The organism is Nocardioides phosphati (assembly GCF_014646375.1).
GTDB classification, from domain to species: domain Bacteria; phylum Actinomycetota; class Actinomycetes; order Propionibacteriales; family Nocardioidaceae; genus Nocardioides; species Nocardioides phosphati.
Map to the genome: position 1 here is coordinate 38,411 of NZ_BMNI01000011.1, position 23,284 is coordinate 61,694.

Below are 23,284 nucleotides of genomic sequence, written 5' to 3' on the forward strand. Positions count from 1 at the left end.
ACTCCTTTGTCGGGGACGGCTCGATGTCCCGAACGCTACGAAGCCGGCTGTGCGTGACACAGCGTTCCACGGACGGGTTCCGGGCGTCCTCCCGCGGGCGGAGAAGGGGACGTGATCCTCCTCCCACGGGCGGATGTGGCGACGCCCGCGCCGCCCTACGCTGGGCAGGTGCCTGTCCAGACGATGATCGAGAAGCTGTCGGCGCGCTGGGAGCGCCACGGCTACCCGCGCTTCGTCTGGTGGATCCCGCTCGTGATGTACGGCAGCACCGCGATCGCGCTGCTCATCGGCGTCGCCCAGCGGGCCGGCTCGGGCCACGCGCTCGCCGCCGCCGGCCTCGCCCTGCTCTCCGCGGTGCCGTGGGCGCTCGACGCCGCCGCGGTCCGGCTGCGCTGGTGGATGACGGTGCCGATCGCCGCCGTTCCGGTCCTGGTGCTGATGGCGGCGTACCCGGTGTCCTACGACTTCGCGGTCTTCGCGCTGGTGATGCTCGTCGGCCACCTCGGCGCGCTCGAGAAGTTCGCCGCGAGCCTCGCCGCCACCGCGCTGGTCGGCGCCGCCGTCGCCGCCCTCGGCATGACCGGCCAGATCGAGGCGTCTGCCCTCTGGGTCGCCGCCGTCGTCGTCGGCTGGGACATCGGCTTCATCATGCAGTACCAGCAGCGCCGCCTCGACGCGCAGGAGTCGGCCGCCGTCACCGCCCAGGCACAGGCCGTCCTCGAGGAGCACCAGCGGATCGCCCGCGAGGTCCACGACGTCATCGCGCACTCGCTCTCGGTGACCCTGCTCCACGTCACCGCCGCGCGCCGGATGCTCGAGGACGACGACCTGCTCCCGGGCGACATCCGCGAGGCGGGTGAGGCGCTCGACGACGCCGAGCGCGTGGGCCGCCAGGCGATGGCCGAGATCCGCCACACCGTCGGACTGCTGGGCGCGGACAGCGGCGCCGTGCACCCCGCTCCCGACCTGTCGGAGCTGCCCGCGCTCGTCTCGGAGTTCCGGGCTGCAGGGCTCGACGTCGTCCTCGACATCAGCGGTACGCCGGAGGCGGTGCCGCAGCAGGCCGCCCTCGGCCTCTACCGGATCGCGCAGGAGTCGCTCTCCAACGTCGCCAAGCACCAGCCGCGGGCGCGCACCGTCGTCGTCCTCGAGGCGGACGCCGACTGCCAGGAGCTGCAGGTGTGGAACACCCTGCCGGCCGGGCCTGCCTCCCCCGCGGCGGAGGGCGGTGGCGCCGGCATCCCCGGGATGCGGCAGCGCGCCGTCCTGCTCGGCGGCGCGTTCAGCGCCGGCGAGCGCGACGGGGTCTGGGTCGTCGAGGCACGCCTGCCGGGCGAGGCCCCGAGCCGCTGCCGCCTCGGCCTGCCGAAGCTGCTCCGTGCCCCGTCCCTCCGCCCCACGACAGGACCCGCATGAGCGAGCCCATCACCGACATCCGCGTGCTCCTGGTCGACGACCAGGAGCTCGTCCGCTCCGGGCTGCGCCGGATCCTGCGCCGCAAGGACGGGTTCGAGGTCGTCGGCGAGTGCAGCGACGGCTCCGAGGTGCCGGCCGCGGTGGCGGCGTACGCACCGGACGTGGTGGTGATGGACCTCCGCATGCGCACCGTCGACGGCATCGAGGCGACCCGGCGCCTGGTCGCCCAGGCCGACGCTCCGCCCGTGCTCGCGCTGACGACCTTCGACGACGACGAGCTGCTGTCGGGCGTGCTGCGCGCGGGGGCCGCCGGCTTCCTGCTCAAGGACTCCCCCGCCGAGGAGCTGATCCGCGGCGTGCGCGCGGTCGCCACCGGCAACGCGCTCCTCGACCCGGCCGTGACCGGGCGCGTGCTCGCGACGTACCGGAGCTCGACGGAGCCCGCGGCCGAGCTGGTCGACGACGAGGCGCTGAGCGCCCGCGAGCTCGACGTGCTGCGGCTGATCGGGCGGGGCCTGTCCAACGGCGAGATCGCCGACGAGCTGGTGATCTCCGAGGTGACGGTCAAGAGCCACGTCGGCCGGATCTTCACCAAGCTCGACCTGCGCGACCGCGCCGCCGCGATCGTCTACGCCTTCGACCGCGGCATCGTCACCCCGCGCTGAGCGGCCTCAGTCGCGCGGCGGGACGATCGTCTGCTCGCGGCCCGGGCCGACGCCGATGCCCCAGAACGGGGCCCCGGACATCTCCTCGAGCGCGCGGACGTAGACCTGCGCGTTCTTCGGCAGGTCCTCGAAGGTGCGGCAGCCGGAGATGTCGGTCTTCCAGCCCTCGAAGTACTCGTAGACCGGCTTCGCGCGCAGGAACTCCGACTGCGTCATCGGCATCTCGTCGACGCGTACGCCGTCGACCTCGTAGGCCACGCAGACCGGGATCCGCTCCCAGCTGTCGAGCACGTCGAGCTTGGTCAGGAAGAACTCGGTCAGGCCGTTGACGCGCGCGGAGTAGCGGGCGATGACCGCGTCGTACCAGCCACAGCGACGGGTGCGGCCGGTCGAGACGCCGATCTCGCCGCCGATGCGCTGGAGGTTCGCACCGTCCTCGTCGAAGAGCTCGGTCGGGAACGGGCCCGAGCCGACGCGGGTCGTGTAGGCCTTGATGACGCCGATGACCCGGTCGATGCGGGTCGGGCCGACGCCGGCGCCGACGCAGACGCCACCGGCGACCGGGTTGGACGACGTCACGAACGGGTAGGTGCCGTGGTCGACGTCGAGCATCGTCGCCTGGGCGCCCTCGAAGAGCACGGTCTTGCCCTCGTCGAGCGCCTTGTTGAGCAGCAGCGACGTGTCGGCGACCATCGGCCGCAGCCGCTCGGCGTACGACGTGAGCTCGGCGACGACCGCGTCGACCTCGATGGCGCGGCGGTTGTAGACCTTGGTGAGCACGTGGTTGCGCAGGTCGAGGGCGGCCTCGACCTTCTGGCGCAGGACCTCCTCGTCGAAGAGGTCCGAGACGCGGATGCCGACGCGGTTGACCTTGTCGGAGTACGCCGGGCCGATACCGCGGCCGGTGGTGCCGATCATGTTCTTGCCGAGGAAGCGCTCGGAGACCTTGTCGATCACGCCGTGGTAGCTCGCGATGACGTGCGCGTTGGCCGAGACGACCAGGTTGGCGACGTCGACGCCGCGCTCGATCAGGCCGTCGAGCTCGCGGAAGAGCGCCTCGGGCGAGACCACGACGCCGTTGGCGATGACCGAGGTCGCGCCGGGCGTGAGGATGCCGGAGGGCAGCAGGTGCGTCGCGTACTTCTCGCCGTTGACCACGATGGTGTGGCCGGCGTTGTGGCCGCCCGACGTGCGGACGACGTAGTCGATGGGGTCGGTGGTGGCGAGCAGGTCGGTCGCCTTGCCCTTGCCCTCGTCGCCCCACTGGGCGCCCAGAACCACGATCGCTGGCATGTGGTGCTCCTTGTTCCTACGGAGTCCCTCCGCCAACAGGCGGCTGCTCGACGCATTTGAGTCTTGTAGGTGTCCGGTCCAGAAACACAAGGAGCCCCGGCAAGACCGGGGCTCTTGCGGCCACACGTTACCAAACAGCGACCTGATCGGTCCTTTTCGCGGCGTACGACGGGGCCCGCGCGGATACCGTCGAGGCGTGACCGACCTGCTGCTCATCACCAACGCCGACGCCGGCTCGTCCGACGACGCGACCCTCGAGACGGCCCTCGCGGTCCTCCGCCAGGGCGGCGCGGTGGAGGTCGCGGCGACCTCCTCCCCCGAGGAGCTGGAGCCGGTGCTCGCCGCAGCCGGTGACCGCACGATCGTGGTCGCGGGTGGCGACGGTTCGCTCCACGCGGTGATCGGCGCCCTCCACTCCCGCGGCGACCTCGAGGGACGCACGATCGGGCTGCTCCCCCTCGGCACCGGCAACGACTTCGCCCGCGGCGCCGGGGTGCCCCTCGACGTCACGGACGCCGCGAAGGCGGTGCTCGAGGGCACGCCGACCCCGGTCGCGCTGCTCATCGACGAGCGCGACGAGGTCGTCGTCAACAACGTCCACGCGGGGGCCGGCGCGGAGGCCAGCCAGGTCGGTGCGGCGTGGAAGGAACGCCTCGGGCGCGTCGGTCTCGGACGCCTCGGCTACCCGGTCGGGGCGCTGGTCACGGCGTTCCGCCCGCCGGCGCTGCGGCTGACGGTGGTCGTCGACGACGAGGTGCTGATCAGCCACGAGCACCACACGCTGATGGTCTCCCTCGGCAACGGCTCGCGCGTCGGTGGCGGCGCGGCGATCAATCCCGACGCCGACCCCTCCGACGGGCTGATCGACGTCGTGCTGACGCGGCCCCTGCGCCCCCTCGCCCGCCTGCCGTACGCCGCGCAGCTCGCGGTCGGCCGCCACCCCGACAACGGCCGCGTGCTCCACACGACCGGGCGTGAGGTCCGGGTCATCGGCGAGCCGTTCCACTGCTCGGCCGACGGCGAGATCGAGGGCCCGATCACCGACCGCACCTGGCGGATCGTGCCGGCGGCGTACTCCCTGCTGCTGCCCTGACCGTCCCACGGGCGCCCGCGGATCCGTCCCCGGAAGGACACGACGGCCCCGCACCGGGGAGGGTGCGAGGCCGTCGTGGGCTCGTGGGTCAAACTCCGGCGAGCAGTCGCTCGCCCTCGTCGAGGTCATCCTTGCGCGTACCAACGGGTCGCCGCTGGAGATTCTCGCCCTCGACGTCGACGTTCGGCAGGATCCGGTCGAGCCAGGCGGGGAGGTACCAGGCCTTCTCGCCGAGCAGGTACATCAGCGCCGGGATCAGCACCAGCCGGACGACGAACGCATCGAAGAGGACCGCCAGCGCCAGGGCGAAGCCCATCGACTTCACGATCACGTCGTCCATGAGGATGAAGCCGGAGAAGACCGCGGCCATGATCACCGCTGCGGCCGTCACGACGCGTGCGCTGTTGCGGAAGCCGTCGACGACCGCCTCGCGGGTGCTCGCGCCGTGGACGTGCGCCTCGCGCATCCGGGTCACCAGGAAGACCTGGTAGTCCATCGCCAGCCCGAAGACCACGCCGATCAGGAAGATCGGGATGAAGCTGACGATCGGCTGCTCCGGGAAGAGCCCGAAGGCACCCTTCTGGAAGACCGCCACCGTCGCCCCGAGCGTGGCGAGCACCGAGAGCAGGAAGCCTGCGGTCGCGGTCAGCGGCACGAGGAGCGACCGGAAGACGACCATCAGCAGGAGGAACGCCAGGCCGATGACGACGGCGAGGTACGGAACCAGTGCGCCGTTCAGCTTGTCGGAGATGTCGGCCATGACCGGCTGCGTGCCGGTGACCGCGAGGTCGACGCCGGTCTCCTTCTCCAGGGCAGGCTCGCCCGCCCGGATCTCCTTGAGCAGGGCGTCGGTGGCGGCGTCGTCCGGGCCGGTCTCCGGCTCGACCAGGATGATGGCTCCCCTGTCCGTGCCGGGCTGGGCCACGACCCGGGCGACGCCGTCCAGCGACCTCGCCCAGGCGGCCACCTTCGCGTACGCCGCCTGCTTGCTCGCTGCATCGCCGTCGACCTTGCGGGCGTCGACGACCAGCATCATCGGGTCGAGTCGGCCGGGGCCGAAGCCCTCCTCGATCAGCTTCACCGCCTGGTAGCGCGAGCTGTCTGCCGGCGCGGTCTGGTCGCTCGGCATGCCGAGGTGGAGGTCCTTGAACGGCAGCGCGACCGCTCCGAGGCCGATCACGACCGCGATCGCCCAGACGACCGGCTTGCGGCCGATGAGGCGGGCGAAGCGGACGCCGTTGTTGAGCACCGCGCCGTCCGCGTCCCGCTGCGGGACGTAGCGCCGGACCCGGCCGCCGAACGCCTTCGACTTGAGCATGCCGAGCAGTGCCGGGAGGAGTGTCAGGGCGACCAGCACGGCGACGGTCACGGTGATGGCAGCGCCGATGCCCATCCAGCCGAGGAAGGGGATGCCGACGACGGTGAGGGCGGCCAGCGCGATGATGACCGTGAGGCCGGCGAAGACGACGGCGGAGCCCGCCGTGCCCACGGCGAGGCCGGCGGCCTCCTCGCGGTCGTCGGTGTGCTCGAGCTCGCTGCGGTAGCGGCTGAGGATGAAGAGGGTGTAGTCGATGCCGACCGCGAGGCCGATCATCATGCCGAGCATCGGGGTGGAGGAGGGCAGCTCGGTGAAGGCCGTCAGTGCCGTGATGCCGATGCTGCCGAGGGCGACACCGATGATCGCGGTCAGGATGGGGAGGCCCGCGGCGACGAGGGCGCCGAAGGTGAGCACGAGAACGCCGAGGGCGATCGCGATGCCGACGAGCTCCGCGCTCGCGTTGGCGCCGCCCGCCGCCTGCATGCCGGCGCCCCGGACCTCGACCTGGAGGCCGGTCTCCTGCGCGATCTTCTTCGCGGTGTCGAGGACCGCGGTCTGCATCGCGGGGGTGACGTCCGCGACGCTCGGGACCTCGAACGCCGTCGAGATGAGGCCGATCCGGCCGTCGGCGGAGAGCGCGGGCTGGGCGGCGAGCTGGCCGTCCAGCATCTTCTCGGCCTGCGCCACCGGGACACCCATCGCCCTGGCGGTCGCGGGAGCCGCCGCCTTCGCCTGCTCCGCCGTCCACAGGTAGGGGATCCGGTCCGGGACCTCGGGGAGGCCGCCCAGCGCCGTGGTCAGCCGGGCGACGTCGGCGGCGTACGGCTTCTCGGTGAGGGCGTGGCCCTCCGGCGCCGCGACGGCGATCTCGATCGACGCGGCCTCGGTCGGCGACTGGGCCCCGTCCATCAGCTCGGGCAGCTTCTCGGCCGCCTCGACGGACTCCAGGCCCGGGATCGTGAAGGCGTCGGAGAACGGCTTGCTCATCGTGCCGGCGACTCCGCCGACGACGCCGATGACGAGCAGCCAGCCGACGAGGAAGAACGGCCAGCGACGGTAGGCCGCCTTGCCGAGGCGGTACAGCAGGGATGCCATGGGTGGACTCCTGTAGATAGCGGGAATGTCCATATCGTTGCAGTCCGCAAGGTTCAGGGGGACCGACTTTGGTCGACCGGTCGTGTGACGCCGGTATCGTTTCGGCCTGCACGCGCGGCGCGTGCGACGACTTTCGGCGAGGGAGCGGACACGCGATGGCACGAGGCGGCAAGCAGCAGGAGCCCATGGACTGGGTGACCCGCGCCGCGGACGACGCGATCCGCCACGCGGCCGGCTCGGGCGACCCCGCGGCCATGGCGGCGTACGTCGAGGGCGGTGGGCTGGTCACCGTGGCCTCCGGCGCCTCGCCGAGCGGCCCGATCCACCTGGGCAACCTGCGCGAGTTCCTCACCCCCCACTTCGTGGCCGAGGAGCTCCGTCGTCGCGGTGTCCGCACGCGTCATCTCCACTCCTGGGACGACTTCGACCGCTACCGCAAGGTCGGCGCGGGCATCCCGCCGGAGTGGTCCGAGCACATCGGCAAGCCGCTGACGGCCGTGCCCGACCCGTTCGGCTGCCACGACAACTGGGCCGAGCACTTCAAGGCCCCGCTGCGCGCGGCGCTGGCCGAGATGGGCGTCGAGGTCGAGGAGATCTCCCAGACCTCCATGTATCGGAGCGGCGCCTACCGCGACCGGATCCTGCACGCCGTCGCCCACCGCGACGTGATCGAGGGCGTGCTGGCGAAGTATCGGACGAAGGCCCCCGTCGAGGCGGCCGACGAGCAGGAGGCCGAGGCGCTGGCCGACTCGGTCGCCGCGTCCGAGGACCTCGAGCGGTTCCCCTACAAGCCGTGGTGCGGCATCTGCGGTCGCGACACCACCACGGTGACGTCCTACTCGGACGAGACCCATGACCTGGCCTACACCTGCGCGTGCGGCCACACGGGGTCGACCAACCTCGCCACCGAGGACAACGGCAAGCTCGTCTGGAAGGTCGACTGGCCGATGCGCTGGGCCTTCGAGGGCGTCAACTTCGAGCCCGGTGGCCTCGACCACTCGACCCCGGGCTCGTCGTACACCGTCGGCAAGGAGCTCGTCGCCGAGGTCTTCGGCGGTCGCGCTCCGGCGTACGTCGCCTATGCGTTCGTCGGCTTCGCGGGCATGCAGAAGATGTCGTCGTCGTCGGGCGGCGTGCCGATCCCGGCCGATGCGCTGAAGGTGCTCGAGGCCCCGATGGTCCGCTGGCTCTACGCCCGCAAGCAGCCGAAGCAGGCCTTCACGATCGACTTCGGCCCCGAGGTCGTCCGCCTGTACGACGAGTGGGACGCGCTGTCGAAGAAGGCGGCCAATCCGGAGAAGCGCGACGTCGCTGTGCTCGCCTGGGAGCGCGCCGTCTCGACGTCCTCCGCCGGCGTCCTGCCGGTGTCGCCCGTGGCCGTGCCGTTCCGCGTCCTCGCCGGTGTCGCCGACGTGACCGCCGGCTCGGCCGAGCAGATCTCGCGGATCGTGTCGCACGTGGGCTACGAGCACGCGTCGGTGGACGACCTGGAGCCGCGGCTGGGCCGCGCCATGGCGTGGACCGACGAGTTCGTGCCGGCGTCTGAGCGCACCGTCGTGCGGTCGTCGCCCGATGTCGAGCTGCTCGGCTCGCTCGCGGCCCGGGAGGCGGAGTGGCTCGCCCTGCTCCTGCAGCACCTGCCGTCGGGCGACCTCGAGCTCGACGAGGTGACCACGCTGGTCTACGGCGTCCCGAAGCTCGCCGCCGGCCTGGCCCTCGAGGACCAGCCGACCGACGAGGTGAAGGCCGACCAGAAGGCGTTCTTCACGCTCCTCTACAACCTGCTGGTCTCCGCCGAGCGCGGCCCGCGCCTGCCCACCCTGATCGTCGCCCTCGGCGCCGACAAGGTGCGCTCGCTGCTCAGCGCCTGACGCTCTGCGGGGCTGCCGCCGGCCGCCGCCTGCCGCATCCCTCGCGCGCGTCTCGCTGTAAAGCCCTGTTACTGACACTGGTGCCCTCGTGCACGAGGGCGCCAGTGCTCCGGACAGGGCCCTGGTGCGCCCCTTTCTCCTCACAGGTCCAGGAGACCGTCGCCGCCTCCACAGGGTCGCGCCGGGCAGACCGACGTGCGCACCCCCGCGCGCAGAGTGGCGGCATGCTCGAAGAACGCGCCCGACGGGCCATACGCCGCTTCGGCCTCGTGACTGCCCGCGCCGCACACGAGGCCGGCCTCGACCAACGCGACATCCGCCTGCTGGTGGCCAGCGGCGCCTGGGTCGCGATCCGCCGGGGTGTGTACGTCGACGAAGCGACCTGGGCCGCAGCGGACGAGTGGCGCGGCCGACCGCGCCTTCGCGCGCGGGCGGTGCACCTCTCACTCGCGCATCCCCACGTGTTCAGCCACGACTCCGCGGCAGCCGAGCTCGACCTCCCGCTCATGCCCGACGCACACGCGTGGGTCCACGTCACCCGCACCGGCATCACGGGTAGCCGCCGGCGCCGCGGAGTCGCCCAGCACGGAGCACCCTTCGACGGGCACCGCGTCAGTGCGGCGACAGGCCTCCCCGTTCTCTCCGCCGCACGCACGGCGCTCGACATCGGGAGGGAGCACGGGTACGCCGCCGGACTGGCCGCCTGCGACGGCGCCCTGCGCCTCGGCGTACCCCGGGAAGAGCTCGCCGCCACTGCGGCATCGATGCGGCGGTGGCCGGGCATCCGCGGCGCACTCGCAGCCGCGGAGGATGCCGACCCGGGGGCCGAGAACGCGGGTGAGTCCCTGGCGCGGATCCTGGTTCGTTCCCTCGGCGCGGGCCAGCCGCGCACCCAGTTCCCGGTTCGCCTCGAGGACGGCAGCACCGCCTGGCTCGACCTGCTCGTCGGCTGCCACGCCTTCGAGTTCGACGGACAGATCAAGGTCCGGAGCCCGGCCGACGGCGGTGTCGCCGTACGCGGCGCGGAGAAGGCCCTCTGGGACGAGAAGAAGAGGGAGCGCCTGATCCGCCCGCTCGGGCTGGGCATCTCCCGGATCGTCTGGATCGACACGACCTCCGGCTTCGACGCTGCCCGCCGGCGGCTGGTCACGGAGTACCGACAGACGCTCGCGGTTCACGGCGACCGCCTGCCGCCGGCGCTCGAGGAGTACGCCGCGCGGATGGCGCCGCACCGTGCGCGCCGGCTCCGCGCCAAGTAACGCCCTGTTTGGCGCACTACTGCCCTTGTGCACGAGGGCAGTAGTGCGCCTGACAGGGCGTTACTGCGAGCGTCCAGGCGCCGTGCGGCGCCGCGGCCGGGGTCAGCCCAGCAGCAGGTCGTACGCCGTCGGGCTGGAGCTGCGGAGGAACTCGGAGCAGCGCTGCCACTCGTCGCTCTCGTCGATGTCACGCGCGGACTCGGCGAGCAGCGCCAGGCAGCGCAGGAAACCGCGGTTGGGCGCGTGCTCCCACGGGACCGGGCCGTGGCCCTTCCAGCCGCTGCGGCGGAGCAGGTCGAGCGAGCGGTGGTACCCCACGCGGGAGTAGGCGTAGACGGTCACGACGTCCTCACCGGCGTCGCGGGCGGCGGCGGCGAACGCGGCCCAGGCGGACGGTGAGGCCGGGTGGCGGCGTACGACGTCGGCGGGGGCGGCGCCGTCGGCGAGCTCCACCTCGGCAGCGTCGTCGGGAAGGTGGACGGGGTCGGGGCCGGCGAGGAGATCCATGGCGGCCAGCCTGCCACGGGCGCCTGACGTTCCTCCCGTGGGCGGATCCGCCTGTCGGTGCCCGGTGCTTGGATGGCTCCATGACTTCTCAGGACAGTGCCGTCCAGACCGGGCCGGTCAAGGACCCGTGGCCCGCCCTCTGGGCGCTGGTGCTCGGCTTCTTCATGATCATGGTCGACACCACGATCGTCTCGGTCGCGACGCCGGCGATCATCGAGGACCTCCACGCGGAGGTGAACTCCGTCGTCTGGGTGACGTCGGCCTACCTCCTGGCCTACGCGGTGCCCGTGCTGATCACCGGTCGCCTCGGCGACCGCTTCGGCCCGAAGAACCTCTACATGATCGGCCTGACCGTCTTCACGCTCGCCAGCCTGTGGTGCGGCCTGTCGACGTCGATCGAGATGCTGGTCGTCGCGCGCATCGTGCAGGGCCTCGGCGCCTCGATGATCACGCCGCAGACGATGGCGATCATCACCCGCATCTTCCCGGCCGAGCGCCGCGGCCAGGCCACCTCGCTGTGGGGCGCCACCGCCGGCGTCGCGCTCCTGGTCGGCCCGCTGCTCGGCGGCATCCTGATCGACTCGCTCGACTGGAGCTGGATCTTCTACGTCAACGTCCCGGTCGGCATCATCGGCCTGGTCCTCGCCGCGCGCCTCGTGCCGAAGCTCCCGACCCACCAGCACCACTTCGACTGGCTCGGCGTCGCGCTCAGTGGTGCCGGCATGTTCCTGCTCGTCTTCGGCCTGCAGGAGGGCCACCAGTACGACTGGGGCACGGTCACCGGCTTCCTCACCGTGCCGATGCTGATCGCCGGCGGCCTGGTCGTGCTCGGCCTCTTCGTCTTCTGGCAGAGCCGCAACAAGGCCGAGCCGCTCGTGCCGCTGGGCCTCTTCGCCGACCGCAACTTCTCGCTGGCCAACCTCGGCATCGCGACGGTGAGCTTCGCCTTCACCGCCCTCGGCTTCCCGCTGATGCTCTGGGCCCAGCTGGTCCGCGGCCTCAACCCGACGCACGCGGCGCTGCTGCTGATCCCGATGGCGCTGATGTCGATCCTGCTCGCGCCCGGCGTCGGCAAGCTCACCGACACCGTGCACCCGCGCAACATCGTGGCGGTCGGCTTCGCACTGCTGAGCGCGGCGCTGCTCTGGCTCGCCCTCGGCCTCGCGCCCGACGCGTCGTACGCCGTGCTGCTGATCCCGATGGCGCTCATGGGCTGCGGCAGCGCCTGCATCTGGGCGCCGCTGACCGCGACCGCCACCCGCAACCTGCCGATGCACCTGGCCGGTGCGGGCGCGGGCGTCTACAACGCCTCGCGCCAGATCGGCGCGGTCCTCGGCTCCGCCGCGATCGCGGTGCTGATGGACGCGCGGCTCTCCGCCGACCTGCCGAAGGGCGTCACCTTCGACCCGTCGAAGGCCGCCCCGGGCGCCAAGCTGCCGGCGTTCCTCCACGGGCCGTTCAGCGACGCGATGGGGCAGGCGCTGCTGGTCACCCCGGCCGTGCTCCTGCTCGGCCTCGCGGCAGCACTGCTGCTCGCCCGGCCCAAGGCTGCGGCGCCCGGCGCGGCGCCGGTGATGGTCGCCGACTGACCCGAGGCGGCCCGCACCCTGCACCCGACTGCGGGGCGAGGCGGCGCACACCTGGTGCAGGTGGGCGCCGCCTCGTCATTTGCCTGTGTGTCGCAAGTGATCTGGACCACAGACCACTAACGTCAGGGGGTATGGCTGACACTCACAACTCCCCGGCCGACGACCGCGACGCGGTGCCTGCGACCGACCGTCGCAAGATCGCCCTCGCAGCCGTGCTGCTCGCGATCCCCGTCGTCGTCTTGATCGCGGTCCCGCACTACGCCAAGGAGGGACCGGAGCTCTTCGGCTTCCCCTTCTTCTTCTGGTACCAGTTCCTCTGGGTCTTCCTCTGCTCCGCGCTCACCTGGTGCGCCTACCGGCTCACGCTCGCGGCCCGTCGCCCGCAGGGTGGTGCGCACCGATGAGCGCCCAGATCCTGCCCCTGGCTGCGGACACCGGTGGCGTCAACGGCGTCGCCCTCGCGGTCCTGGTCGTGCTCTTCCTGCTGGTCACGGTGGCCGGCTTCATGGCGACCCGCTTCCGGCGCGGCGCCTCGCTCGACAGCCTCGAGGAGTGGGGCCTCGGCGGTCGCCGGTTCGGCACCGTCATCACCTGGTTCCTGCTCGGCGGCGACCTCTACACCGCGTACACGTTCGTCGCGGTGCCGGCGGCGATGTTCGCGACCGGTGCGGTCGCGGGCTTCTTCGCGGTGCCGTACACGATCGTGCTCTACCCGATCATCTTCGTCTTCATGGCGCGGCTCTGGTCGGTCAGCCACCGCCACGGCTACGTCACGACGGCCGACTTCGTCCGCGGCAGGTACGGCGCGCGCTCGCTCTCGCTCGCCGTCGCGCTGACCGGCTTCATCGCGACGATGCCGTACATCGCGCTGCAGCTGGTCGGCATCCAGGCCGTGCTCGAGGTGGCCGGGCTCGGCGGTGGCGACAACGTGCTCGCCAAGGACCTTCCGCTCTTCGTCGCCTTCGCCGTGCTCGCGGCGTACACCTACTCGAGCGGACTGCGGGCGCCGGCGGTGATCGCGTTCGTCAAGGACCTGCTGATCTACGTCGTCATCATCGTGGCGATCGTCTACCTGCCCGGCCAGGTGGGCGGCTGGGACGCGATCTTCGGCGCCGCCAAGGAGAAGATGGCGGCCACCAACCCCGCGACGGGCAAGCCCACCGGCGCCTTCATTCCGGGCGACGGGCAGGCGTGGGCCTACGCGACGCTGGCGCTCGGCTCGGCGATGGCGCTCTTCATGTACCCCCACTCGGTCACGGCGTCGCTCTCCTCGAGCGGGCGCAACGTGATCCGGCGCAACGCGGCCATCCTGCCGGCGTACTCGTTCGTGCTCGGCTTGCTCGCGCTGCTGGGCTGGGTCGCGATCGCCGCGGGCACGAAGCCGATCGGCCTCGACGGGAAGCCCAACGCACAGCTGGTGATCCCGCAGCTCTTCGAGGACATGTTCCCGTCGTGGTTCGCGGGCGTCGCCTTCGCGGCTGTCGCGATCGGCGCGCTCGTGCCGGCCGCGATCATGTCGATCGCGGCGGCCAACACGTTCAGCCGCAACATCTACAAGGAGTGGCTCAAGCCCGACGCGACGCCGGCGCAGGAGGCGAAGGTCTCCAAGCTGATGTCGTTGCTGGTGAAGGCGTTCGCGCTGGTCTTCGTGCTGACGCTCGACAAGCAGAACGCGATCAACTTCCAGCTCCTCGGCGGCATCTGGATCCTGCAGACCTTCCCCGCCGTGGTCTTCAGCCTCTACACGCGGTGGTTCCACCGGTGGGCGCTGCTCGCCGGCTGGGCGGCGGCGATGGTCTACGGCACGTGGGCGGCGTACGACGTGGTCAACCCGGCGACCGGCGCCCACTTCGGCGGCTCGCTGGCGGCGATCCCGGGGCTCGGCGACCTGGGCTACATCGCGCTCACCTCGTTCGCCCTCAACGTCGCGATCGCGGTCGTGCTCAGTGCCGTGCTCCACGCGCTGCACGTGCCCAACGGCCGCGACGAGACCGCTGCCGGTGACTACTTCGCCGACGCCGACGACCCGCGGGTCGGGGCCGACCTCGCGGCGCACCACCCCGGCCCCGGCGCGGCATACGGCGACCCCGACGGCGTACCGGGCAACGCACCCACCCCCTGATCGGGGACGGGAACCCCACGTGCCGAGAGGGCAGATGCGGCGCACCACATCTGCCCTCTCGGCACGCACGATCTGCCGTCTCGGCCCGCCCGATCTGCCGTCTCGGCGGCTGGAGTCAGTGGCCGCCGACGGGCTTGGTGCAGCCGCCCTCGGCGTACGGGCCGTTGGCCTCGACGACGACGCCGTCAGGACCGACGGTGCCGTCGAGGCAGACGACCAGCGTGACCCCCGGCACGGTCGACTCGGCCACGAAGTCCACGACCTCGCCCGAGCCGGCCACGGTCATCAGCCCGTCGTCGACGTGGAGCACCTGCCCGAGGACGCGCTCCACGGCCGCAGCGTTGGCCTCCGGCAGGCGGCGGAGCGCCTGCTTCGCCCGCGCCGCCTCGGCGTTCGCGCGGACGAGATCGTCACCGCAGAGGCGCATCCGCTGCTGGAACGCGTGGTTCGCCGCGTAGTTGGGCGGCGCGTCACCCGGCGTGTCGCCGTCGACGTAGCCGCTCGGCCCGTACGACGGCTCGCTGACCTGGCGGTCGAGCCCGGCGCACCGGGCGGTCGGGCCCGTGGAGTCCTCGACCGTCGCCGACGACCCCGCCTGCCCGGAGGACACCGCCTCGCCACAGCCGGCGAGCAGCAGCACGAAAAACGGCAGGGCGGCCAGCAGCATCGCTGCCGGCCGCCCTGCCGTCGGACGCATGGGGTCAGCCGATGCTCGTGCCGGCCGAGCGGAGGTCCTGGCAGGCCTGGACGACGCGGCCCGCCATGCTGGCCTCGGCGACCTTGCCCCAGGCGCGCGGGTCGTAGGCCTTCTTGTTGCCGACCTCGCCGTCGACCTTCAGGACGCCGTCGTAGTTCTGCATCATGTAGCCGGCGACCGGGCGGGTGAAGGCGTACTGCGTGTCGGTGTCGACATTCATCTTGATGACGCCGTAGTCGACCGCCGCGGAGATCTCCTCGGGCAGCGAGCCGGAGCCGCCGTGGAAGACGAAGTCGAAGGCGCGGTCCTTGCCGGTGAGCTCCTTGACGGCCTCCTGCGCGTGGAGGAGCACCTCGGGGCGGAGCTTGACGTTGCCGGGCTTGTAGACGCCGTGGACGTTGCCGAAGGTGAGCGCGGTCAGGTAGCGCCCCTTCTCGCCCGAGCCGAGCGCCTTGATCGTGGCGATCGCGTCCTCGGGGGTGGTGTAGAGCTTGTCGTCGATCGCACCGACGACACCGTCCTCCTCGCCGCCGACGACGCCGACCTCGATCTCGAGGATCACGTTGGCCGCAGCGCAGAGGCCGAGGAGCTCCTCGGCGATGACGAGGTTCTCGTCGAGCGGCACGGCCGAGCCGTCCCACATGTGCGACTGGAAGTACGGCAGGCCGCCGTTCCTCACGCGCTCGGTCGAGGCCGCGAGCAGTGGACGCACGAAGCCGTCGAGCTTGTCCTTGGGGCAGTGGTCGGTGTGCAGCGCGATGTTGACGGGGTAGTTCTTCGCCACCTCCTGCGCGTACGCCGCGAAGGCGAGCGAGCCGGCGACCATGTCCTTGACCGTGGGGCCGGAGAGGTACTCCGCGCCACCGGTCGAGACCTGGATGATGCCGTCCGAGCCGGCCTCCGCGAAGCCCTGCAGGGCCGCGTTGAGGGTCTGCGACGACGAGACGTTGATCGCCGGGTACGCGAAGGAGCCGGCCTTCGCGGCGTCCAGCATCGCGGCGTACTTCTCAGGGGTGGCGATGGGCATCGGGTTGCTCCTGTGAACTCGGATGTACGTCGGGGGCGTGCGGCCCGCCGGTAACTCTAGGCGGTGCGGGCGTGCGCCGGGGCGGTGCGATCGCCGTGGCGGCGGTCGGTGACGCCGGTCAGTGGCGGCAGTCGACGGCGTAGACCGGCCGGACCGTGTGGCCGTCGACGTCGATGCCGTGCGGGGCGACGTAGACGAAGCCGCTCGTCGTGTGGTCGGTGAGGCACTCGGGCCAGCCGCCGGAGTGGAACGTGCCGTCCTTGCCGAACCACGGCACGGAGGTCGCGACCTTCGCGGTCCAGGTCGGGCCCTCGAAGCTGGCGGTGTGCCCGCTGACGGAGGCCTGGGTCTGCTTCCACTGCGCCTCGCTCTTGTTGCCGCCGACCATGAAGCCGAACACCGCCCCGAAGAGCAGCAGGAAGAGGGCGAACGCGGCGAGCAACGGCTTGGGCATGCCGCCCATCCTCGCGTACGCCGCGGCGCGCGGCCACGGCCGGGGCGTGCGGCGCGCACCACACGGCGTACATTCCCGGGCATGAAGAGTTCACCGGAGGCCCTCGTCATCGCCTGCTTCACCTTCGTCGTGACGGTGCTCCTCGGCGGCTGGCAGCAGATCCACCTGCTCGCCGCCACGACCGGCATCCTGCCGGGTGGCAACGGCTCCCTCGTCGCGGTGCTGCTCGCGGTCGCCGTCGACGTCCCGGTGGCGCTGGCAGCGGTGGGCGCCACCCGCTCCGCGGCGGCCACGGTGACCCCGTGGGCACGGGCGCTCGGCCAGGCCACCCTCCCGCTGGCGGGCCTGATCGTGCTCGCGAGCGTCATCTACGTGATCGGCAGCCTCACCAGCGGGCAGGGCCACGGTTACTTCCTCCCGCGCATGTGACGTGCCGCGGGGCGCTCAGCCGCGCCAGACTCCCCCGTCGGCCGACTCCAGGTCGGCGTACGCGCGGATCCAGGCGTGCATGGCGATCGCGGCGGCCGCCGAGGCGTTGATCGAGCGGGTCGAGCCGAACTGCGCGATCGAGAAGGTGCCGTCGCAGACCTCGCGCGCGCCCTCCGAGAGCCCGGGGCCTTCCTGCCCGAAGAGGAAGCAGACCCGCCGCGGGAGCTCCATCGTCTCGAGGTGCGCCGACCCGGGCAGGTTGTCGATGCCGAGGAGCCGCACGGGCTCCGGCAGCGCGTGCAGGTAGGCGGCCAGGTCCGCAGCGGTCTCGTGGTGTCGCACGTGCTGGTAGCGGTCGGTGACCATCGCGCCCCGCCGGTTCCACCGCTTGCGGCCGACGATGTGCACCTCGGCGGCGAGGAACGCGTTGGCCGAGCGCACGATCGTGCCGATGTTGAAGTCGTGCTGCCAGTTCTCGATCGCGACGTGGAAGCCGTGGCGGCGGGTGTCGAGGTCCGCGCGGATCGCCTCGAGGCTCCAGTAGCGGTAGCGGTCGACCACGTTGCGCCGGTCGCCGTCGCGCAGCAGCTCCGGGTCCCACTGGTCCCCCGCGGGCCACTCCCCCTCCCAGGGGCCGACCCCGACCTCCTCGGGCCCGTGCGGCATGGGGTCGTACGGCGCGCGCTGCTGCTCGTCGTACGGCGCACGGGATTCGGACATGCCGACTAGTGTGCCCTCGTGATCCTCGACGTCGTGCACCCCCTTCTCCTCGGCATGAGCTGGATGGACCCGGAGTGGTGGCTCAACCAGTTCGGGAGCGCGTTCTTCTGGATCAGCCTCGTCATCGTCTTCGTCGAGTGCGGCCTCTTCTTCCCGTTCCTGCCCGGCGACACGCTCCTCTTCGCGATGGGCCTCTTCATCGCCGGCGACAAGATCGACGTGGTGCCCGGCCCGCAGATCCTCGACCTCCTGGTCGCGCTGGGCCTCTTCGTGGTCGCCGGCATCGCGGGCAACATCGCCGGCTACGAGATCGGGCGCGCGATCGGCACGCCGCTCTACGACCGCGACGGCCGGGTGCTCAAGAAGAAGTACTTCGACCAGACCAGCGAGTTCTTCGACAAGCACGGCAACAAGGCGCTCGTGATCGGCCGGTTCGTGCCCTTCGTGCGCACCTACATCACCGTCGTCGCGGGCGTCTCGAAGATGGAGCGCCACCGCTTCATCACGTGGAGCCTCGTCGGCGCGATCGGCTGGGTCCTCTCGATCACCCTGCTCGGCTACTTCCTCGGCGGCGTCTTCCCCGGCCTCGGCCAGAACATCGACAAGGCGATCATCGTGATCCTCGCCTTCTCGGTCATCCCCGTCGCCTTCGAGTGGTGGAAGCACAGGCGCACCAACCGCGCCAAGGTCTGACAGGCACCCCCTAGTCTCGGAGACATGGCTCTGCGACGCCTCTCCGCGTTCCGCCCCCAGCCCCGGCGTACGACGACGTCGGCCCGCGTGCGGGCGGTGCCGCCCACGGTCTTCAGCCGGATGTCGGCGCTGGCCGCGAGCACGGGTGCGGTCAACCTCGGCCAGGGGTTCCCCGACACCGACGGCCCGTCCTCGGTGATCGAGCAGGCCGGCGTGGCGCTCCGCACCGGCCACAACCAGTACGCCCCAGGCCCCGGCACGACCGACCTGCGTCGCGCGATCGCCGCGCACCAGTGGGCGCACTACGGCATCACCCTCGACCCCGACACCGAGGTGGTCGTCACCACGGGCGCGACCGAGGGCATCGCCGCGGCCCTCCTCGGGCTGGTCGACCCGGGCGACGAGGTCGTCGCGCTCGAGCCCTTCTACGACTCGTACGCCGCGATGACGGCGTTCGCGGGCGGTGTGCTCAAGGGCGTGACGCTGCGCGCGCCCGACTTCCGCCTCGACCCGGCCGCCCTCGAGGCCGCCGTCACGAAGCGCACCAAGCTGCTGCTCATCAACACGCCGCACAACCCCACCGGCACCGTGCTCGGCCGCGAGGAGCTCGAGGCGATCGCCCGGGTCGCCGTCGCCCACGACCTCGTCGTCGTCACGGACGAGGTCTACGAGCACCTCGTCTACGACGACCACGAGCACGTCCCGCTGGCCACCTTGCCCGGGATGGCCGAGCGCACGCTCACCCTGTCGAGCGTCGGCAAGTCGTTCAGCCTCACCGGCTGGAAGGTCGGCTGGGCGACCGGACCTGCCGAGCTCGTGAGCGCCGTGCTCGGCGCGAAGCAGTGGCTCAGCTTCACCTCCGGAGCTCCCCTGCAGCCGGCCGTCGCCTGGGCGCTGGAGCACGAGCGCACCTGGCCCGCCTCGCTGGCCCGCGATCTCCAGGCGCGCCGCGACCTGCTCTGCGACGGCCTCGACGCCCTCGGCCTGCCCGTCCGCCGCCCGGAGGGCACCTACTTCGCCGTCACCGACATCAGCGCGCTGGGCTGGGACGACGGGCTGTCCTTCTGCCTCGCGCTGCCCGAGCGGGCCGGCGTGGTCGCGATCCCGCTGCAGGGGTTCTACGCCGACGGCTCGTCAGCGGGTCGGCAGCTGGTCCGCTGGGCGTTCTGCAAGGAGCCCGCCGTGCTCGAGGAGGGGCTGCGCCGTCTCGGCGCTGCCGACCTCACCGCGTGAGCCCGTGCTCGGTCAGCGGCGGTTGACCCACTGCGCCACCTCGGGGCGGAGCAGCAGGTAGGCGGTGACCATGCCGGCGACGGCGGTCACCAGGGGCGCGACCGCATAGAACGCGAAGAACGACAGCAGGCCGCTGGCGATGGCCGAGGCGATCAGCAGCGGCCGCGCCCACGCGACGCGGAGCATCACCAGCAACGCGAGGAGGGCAGCGGCCAGCGCCCAGCCGGCGAGGACCAGCGACATGCCCACGAAGGCCTGGCGCAGCTCGTCGGCCGAGAGGCCCAGCTCGCGCACGCGCGGCTGCTGGTCCATGACGTCGCGCACGGACGACGGGTCGGCGAGCACGATCGCGACCGAGATCCCGAAGATCACGAGCACGATGGCCGAGGCCACCCAGGTGATCAGGACCGCGGCGACCAGCGCCGGTGGCCGTGCCCCGGGCACGCCGTAGGGCGCGTCGGCGCGCGGCACGCCGTAGCCGGCGTACGGCGGGGGCGCGGCAGAGGCGACCCCGGGCGGGGTCGGCGGCAGGTGCGGCGCCGAGACCCGCTGGGTGGCGTCGGGCGGCGCGGTCGGCCGGGCAGCCGGCGGGCGCGGCGCCTGCGGAGCGACGAGCACCGGCGGCTTGCGGACCGGCCGGCCCGCGAACCAGTCGCGGGCCGGGCCGGACCACAGCAGCATGGCCGACATGACGACGAACGCCGCCGCCAGCGACCCCAGCACCAGCACGTAGAGCACCAGCGGGACCGCGACGGCGGTCAGCGCCAGCCGCGCCGGCTTGTGGCGCTGCAGGACGAACCAGCCGAGCACGCAGGCCGCGGCGCCGAGCGCGCCCGCCACCACGAAGAGCACGTGGAGCGCCGACAGCGCACCGTCGAGGCCCAGCCCGAGCCCGTCGAACGGCGGCTCCGAGATCGCCTTGGCGATGCTCTCGCGGCTGTCGATCGAGCGCAGGCGCGCGACGTGGTCGAACATGCCGAGCACCAGGAAGGCCGAGCCGGACATGGTCACCCAGCCGGCCACGGTCACCTGGGGCGGCCGGTCGGCCGTCGCGTTCTCCGTCATGCCGCCATTGTGGCGGTCAGCGACAAGCCCTCCCCGTCCGGTCCGCCGTCACGGTCGACCACGACGGTGCCGCCGTCGGCGACCTCGCCGGAGATCAGCATCCGCGCGAGCGGGTCGCCGATGGCGTTCTGCACGAGCCTGCGGAGCGGCCGCGCGCCGTACGCCGGGTCGTAGCCGGTCGCGGCGAGCCACTGCTTCGCGGCGTCGGTGACCTTGAGGTGGATCCGCCGGACGGCCAGCCGCTTCATCAGCAGCTCGAGCTGGAGGTCGACGATGTGCGTCAGCTGCTCCTGGCTCAGCGCGTCGAACATGACCACCTCGTCGAGCCGGTTGAGGAACTCCGGCTTGAAGTGGCTGCGCACGACGCCCATGACCGACTCGTGCTTCACCTCCTCGCTCAGCGTGGGGTCGACGAGGAACGGCGAGCCCAGGTTGGAGGTGAGGATCAGCAGCGTGTTGCGGAAGTCGACCGTGCGGCCCTGGCCGTCGGTCAGGCGACCGTCGTCGAGCACCTGCAGCAGGATGTCGAAGACCTCGGGGTGCGCCTTCTCCACCTCGTCCAGCAGCACGACCGAGTAGGGACGCCGGCGCACCGCCTCGGTGAGCTGGCCGCCCTCGTCGTAGCCGACGTAGCCCGGAGGGGCACCGACGAGGCGCGCGACGCTGTGCTTCTCGGCGTACTCGCTCATGTCGATGCGGACGATCGCCCGCTCGTCGTCGAAGAGGAAGTCGGCCAGCGCCTTGGCGAGCTCGGTCTTGCCCGTGCCCGTGGGGCCGAGGAAGAGGAACGAGCCGGTCGGCCGGTTGGGGTCGGCGATGCCGGCCCGTGAGCGCCGGACCGCGTCGCTGACCGCGCGCACGGCCTGCTCCTGGCCGATCAGCCGCTTGCCGATCTCGCCTTCCATCTCGAGCAGGCGCGCGGTCTCGCCCTGGAGCATGCGGCCGGTCGGGATGCCGGTCCACGCCTCGACGACGTCGGCGATCTGCTCGGCGCCGACCTCCTCGCCGACCAGCTTCTCGGTCGCCGACTCCTCGACGGCGGCAGCGGCCTCGATCTGCTTCTCGAGCGTGGGGATCCGGCCGTAGAGGATCTCGCTGGCCTTCTCGAAGTCACCCTCGCGCTGCAGCTTCTCGGCCTCGATGCGGAGCTGGTCGAGCTGGCGGCGCAGCTCGCCCTCACCCTCGAGCGAGGCCTTCTCCGCCTCCCAGCGGGCCTCGAGCGCGCGGAGCTCCTCCTCGCGGTCGGCGAGGTCGGCACGGAGGTTGGCGAGCCGCTCGATCGAGGCATCGTCGGACTCCTTGGCGAGCGCGAACTCCTCCATCTTCATCCGGTCGACCTGGCGGCGGAGCTGGTCGATCTCCTCCGGGGAGCTCTCGATCTCCATGCGCAGACGCGACGCGGCCTCGTCGATCAGGTCGATCGCCTTGTCGGGGAGCTGCCGGCCGGTGATGTAGCGGTCGGAGAGGGTCGCGGCCGCCACGAGCGCGGCGTCGGTGATGCGGACGCCGTGGTGCGCCTCGTACTTCTCCTGGATGCCGCGCAGGATCTGGATGGTGTCCTCGACGCTGGGCTCGCCGACGTACACCTGCTGGAAGCGGCGCTCGAGGGCCGGGTCCTTCTCGATCGACTCGCGGTACTCGTCGAGGGTGGTCGCGCCGATCATGTGCAGCTCGCCGCGCGCCAGCATCGGCTTGAGCATGTTGCCGGCGTCCATCTGGCTGTCGCCGCCGGCGCCCGCGCCGACGACCGTGTGCAGCTCGTCGATGAACGTGACGACCTGTCCCCCGGCGTCCTTGATCTCCTCGAGGACCGCCTTGAGGCGCTCCTCGAACTCGCCGCGGTACTTCGCACCCGCGACCATCGCCGCGAGGTCGAGCGACAGCACGCGACGGCCCTTGAGGCTGTCGGGGACATCGCCGTCCACGACGCGCTGCGCGAGGCCCTCGACGACGGCGGTCTTGCCGACGCCGGGCTCGCCGATCAGCACCGGGTTGTTCTTCGTGCGGCGCGAGAGGACCTGGATGACGCGGCGGATCTCGGCGTCACGGCCGATCACCGGGTCGAGCTTGCCCTCCTGGGCCGCCTTCGTGAGGTCGATGGAGTACTTCTCCAGCGACTCGTACGTCGACTCCGCCTCCTGGCTGGTCACCCGGCGGTTGCCGCGCACAGCGGTCAGACCCTCCCGCAGCCCTGCCTCGGTCAGGCCGGCGTCGGTGAGGAGCTTCTTCGCCGAGGACTCGACGGTGGCGAGCGCGATCAGCAGGTGCTCGGTGGCGACGTACTCGTCCTTCATGCCGCCCGCGAGGTCGATGGCGCTGGCCAGCACCCGGGTGAGCGCGGCCGACGCGCTGGGCTGCTGGACCGTCGAGCCGGTGGCCCGGGGCAGGTCGGCGACCAGGCGGTCGGCCTGCGCCGAGAGCGCGGCGGCGTCGACCCCGGCCTTGGTCACGAGCGTGCGCGCAGTGCCCTCGGGGTCGCGGAGCAGCGCCGCGAGCAGGTGCGCGGGCTCGAAGGTGGTGTTGCCGGCCGTGGTCGCGGCAAGTTGTGCGGCCTCGATCGCCTCCCGACTGCGGGTGGTGAACTTGTCGGCTCCGAAAGCGCTCATGGGTGCTCCTCCAGGTGGTCTTGATCGATCCTCTCCGGTCTGCGTCGCCAGGGGAACAGGCCGGAAGTCACTGATCGCAACGCACCAATAGTTGAGTCTGTTCCGCTCAACTCTGAGATTCTTCGCGCGCCT

The 23,284-nt window shown here is 71.8% G+C and carries 20 protein-coding genes; 11 read left to right on the forward strand and 9 right to left on the reverse strand.

What is annotated here, in order from left to right; translation table 11 throughout:
- The first annotated feature begins 168 nt into the window (after positions 1-168).
- Together IEX47_RS15800 and IEX47_RS15805 are read left to right on the forward strand one after the other, a co-directional pair.
- Complete coding sequence (locus IEX47_RS15800; protein ID WP_188784983.1) at positions 169-1,416, forward strand: sensor histidine kinase; 1,248 nt, start codon at positions 169-171, stop codon at positions 1,414-1,416.
- Positions 1,413-2,081 carry a response regulator gene (locus IEX47_RS15805; protein WP_188784984.1) on the forward strand — a complete coding sequence of 223 codons (669 nt, stop codon included), beginning with the start codon at positions 1,413-1,415 and terminating at the stop codon, positions 2,079-2,081. The genes IEX47_RS15800 and IEX47_RS15805 overlap by 4 nt, the downstream gene beginning before the upstream one ends.
- A 6-nt stretch (positions 2,082-2,087) precedes the next feature.
- Here the strand turns inward: IEX47_RS15805 and IEX47_RS15810 are convergent, their stop codons facing one another.
- Positions 2,088-3,374, reverse strand: a complete 1,287-nt coding sequence (locus IEX47_RS15810; RefSeq protein ID WP_188784985.1) for an adenylosuccinate synthase — start codon at positions 3,372-3,374, stop codon at positions 2,088-2,090.
- 196 nt (positions 3,375-3,570) lie between these two features.
- On the opposite strand from IEX47_RS15810, the gene IEX47_RS15815 reads away from it, so the two are divergent.
- On the forward strand, positions 3,571-4,467 hold the full coding sequence (locus IEX47_RS15815) for a diacylglycerol/lipid kinase family protein (protein ID WP_229662928.1): 897 nt from the start codon (positions 3,571-3,573) through the stop codon (positions 4,465-4,467).
- 88 nt (positions 4,468-4,555) lie between these two features.
- Here IEX47_RS15815 and IEX47_RS15820 read toward each other — a convergent pair whose 3' ends face one another.
- Positions 4,556-6,880, reverse strand: coding sequence for an MMPL family transporter (locus IEX47_RS15820; protein WP_188784987.1), 2,325 nt, complete (start codon positions 6,878-6,880; stop codon positions 4,556-4,558).
- Positions 6,881-7,065: 185 nt separating this feature from the next.
- On the opposite strand from IEX47_RS15820, the gene lysS reads away from it, so the two are divergent.
- Both lysS and IEX47_RS15830 read left to right on the forward strand, forming a co-directional pair.
- Entirely contained in the window at positions 7,066-8,751 is a 1,686-nt protein-coding gene (gene lysS, locus IEX47_RS15825; protein ID WP_229662929.1) for a lysine--tRNA ligase, read from the forward strand.
- A gap of 224 nt (positions 8,752-8,975) precedes the next feature.
- Entirely contained in the window at positions 8,976-10,010 is a 1,035-nt protein-coding gene (locus tag IEX47_RS15830; RefSeq protein ID WP_188784989.1) for a type IV toxin-antitoxin system AbiEi family antitoxin domain-containing protein, read from the forward strand.
- A 102-nt stretch (positions 10,011-10,112) separates the two neighbouring features.
- On the opposite strand, the gene IEX47_RS15835 is transcribed toward IEX47_RS15830, so the two are convergent.
- Positions 10,113-10,517 carry a DUF3151 domain-containing protein gene (locus IEX47_RS15835; RefSeq protein WP_188784990.1) on the reverse strand — a complete coding sequence of 135 codons (405 nt, stop codon included), beginning with the start codon at positions 10,515-10,517 and terminating at the stop codon, positions 10,113-10,115.
- Positions 10,518-10,597: 80 nt separating this feature from the next.
- Between IEX47_RS15835 and IEX47_RS15840 the strand changes: the two genes are divergently transcribed.
- From IEX47_RS15840 to mctP, 3 genes are all read left to right on the forward strand, one after another.
- On the forward strand, positions 10,598-12,106 hold the full coding sequence (locus IEX47_RS15840; protein WP_188784991.1) for a DHA2 family efflux MFS transporter permease subunit: 1,509 nt from the start codon (positions 10,598-10,600) through the stop codon (positions 12,104-12,106).
- Between the two features lie 131 nt (positions 12,107-12,237).
- Entirely contained in the window at positions 12,238-12,510 is a 273-nt protein-coding gene (locus tag IEX47_RS15845; protein WP_188784992.1) for a DUF3311 domain-containing protein, read from the forward strand.
- On the forward strand, positions 12,507-14,228 hold the full coding sequence (gene mctP / locus IEX47_RS15850) for a monocarboxylate uptake permease MctP (protein WP_188784993.1): 1,722 nt from the start codon (positions 12,507-12,509) through the stop codon (positions 14,226-14,228). The genes IEX47_RS15845 and mctP overlap by 4 nt, the downstream gene beginning before the upstream one ends.
- Before the next feature lie 115 nt (positions 14,229-14,343).
- Here mctP and IEX47_RS15855 read toward each other — a convergent pair whose 3' ends face one another.
- From IEX47_RS15855 to IEX47_RS15865, 3 genes are all read right to left on the reverse strand, one after another.
- Positions 14,344-14,925, reverse strand: coding sequence for a hypothetical protein (locus IEX47_RS15855; RefSeq protein WP_188784994.1), 582 nt, complete (start codon positions 14,923-14,925; stop codon positions 14,344-14,346).
- 4 nt (positions 14,926-14,929) lie between these two features.
- Positions 14,930-15,952 (reverse strand): class II fructose-bisphosphate aldolase, encoded by a 1,023-nt coding sequence (fbaA, locus tag IEX47_RS15860; RefSeq protein ID WP_188784995.1) that lies wholly within the window; start codon positions 15,950-15,952, stop codon positions 14,930-14,932.
- Positions 15,953-16,070: 118 nt separating this feature from the next.
- Entirely contained in the window at positions 16,071-16,406 is a 336-nt protein-coding gene (locus IEX47_RS15865) for a hypothetical protein (protein WP_188784996.1), read from the reverse strand.
- Between the two features lie 81 nt (positions 16,407-16,487).
- Between IEX47_RS15865 and IEX47_RS15870 the strand changes: the two genes are divergently transcribed.
- Positions 16,488-16,835 (forward strand): hypothetical protein, encoded by a 348-nt coding sequence (locus tag IEX47_RS15870; protein ID WP_188784997.1) that lies wholly within the window; start codon positions 16,488-16,490, stop codon positions 16,833-16,835.
- A 15-nt stretch (positions 16,836-16,850) separates the two neighbouring features.
- Here the strand turns inward: IEX47_RS15870 and IEX47_RS15875 are convergent, their stop codons facing one another.
- A complete protein-coding gene (locus tag IEX47_RS15875) occupies positions 16,851-17,555 on the reverse strand; it encodes a TrmH family RNA methyltransferase (protein WP_188784998.1) in 705 nt (234 codons plus the stop codon).
- An 18-nt stretch (positions 17,556-17,573) separates the two neighbouring features.
- On the opposite strand from IEX47_RS15875, the gene IEX47_RS15880 reads away from it, so the two are divergent.
- Both IEX47_RS15880 and IEX47_RS15885 read left to right on the forward strand, forming a co-directional pair.
- Positions 17,574-18,248 carry a DedA family protein gene (locus IEX47_RS15880; RefSeq protein ID WP_229662930.1) on the forward strand — a complete coding sequence of 225 codons (675 nt, stop codon included), beginning with the start codon at positions 17,574-17,576 and terminating at the stop codon, positions 18,246-18,248.
- A gap of 24 nt (positions 18,249-18,272) precedes the next feature.
- Positions 18,273-19,481, forward strand: coding sequence for a pyridoxal phosphate-dependent aminotransferase (locus IEX47_RS15885; protein WP_188784999.1), 1,209 nt, complete (start codon positions 18,273-18,275; stop codon positions 19,479-19,481).
- A 12-nt stretch (positions 19,482-19,493) separates the two neighbouring features.
- Here the strand turns inward: IEX47_RS15885 and IEX47_RS15890 are convergent, their stop codons facing one another.
- Both IEX47_RS15890 and clpB read right to left on the reverse strand, forming a co-directional pair.
- Complete coding sequence (locus tag IEX47_RS15890; RefSeq protein ID WP_188785000.1) at positions 19,494-20,546, reverse strand: hypothetical protein; 1,053 nt, start codon at positions 20,544-20,546, stop codon at positions 19,494-19,496.
- Positions 20,543-23,152 (reverse strand): ATP-dependent chaperone ClpB, encoded by a 2,610-nt coding sequence (gene clpB, locus IEX47_RS15895; RefSeq protein WP_188785001.1) that lies wholly within the window; start codon positions 23,150-23,152, stop codon positions 20,543-20,545. Before clpB ends, IEX47_RS15890 begins: the two co-directional genes overlap by 4 nt.
- Positions 23,153-23,284 lie beyond the last annotated feature (132 nt).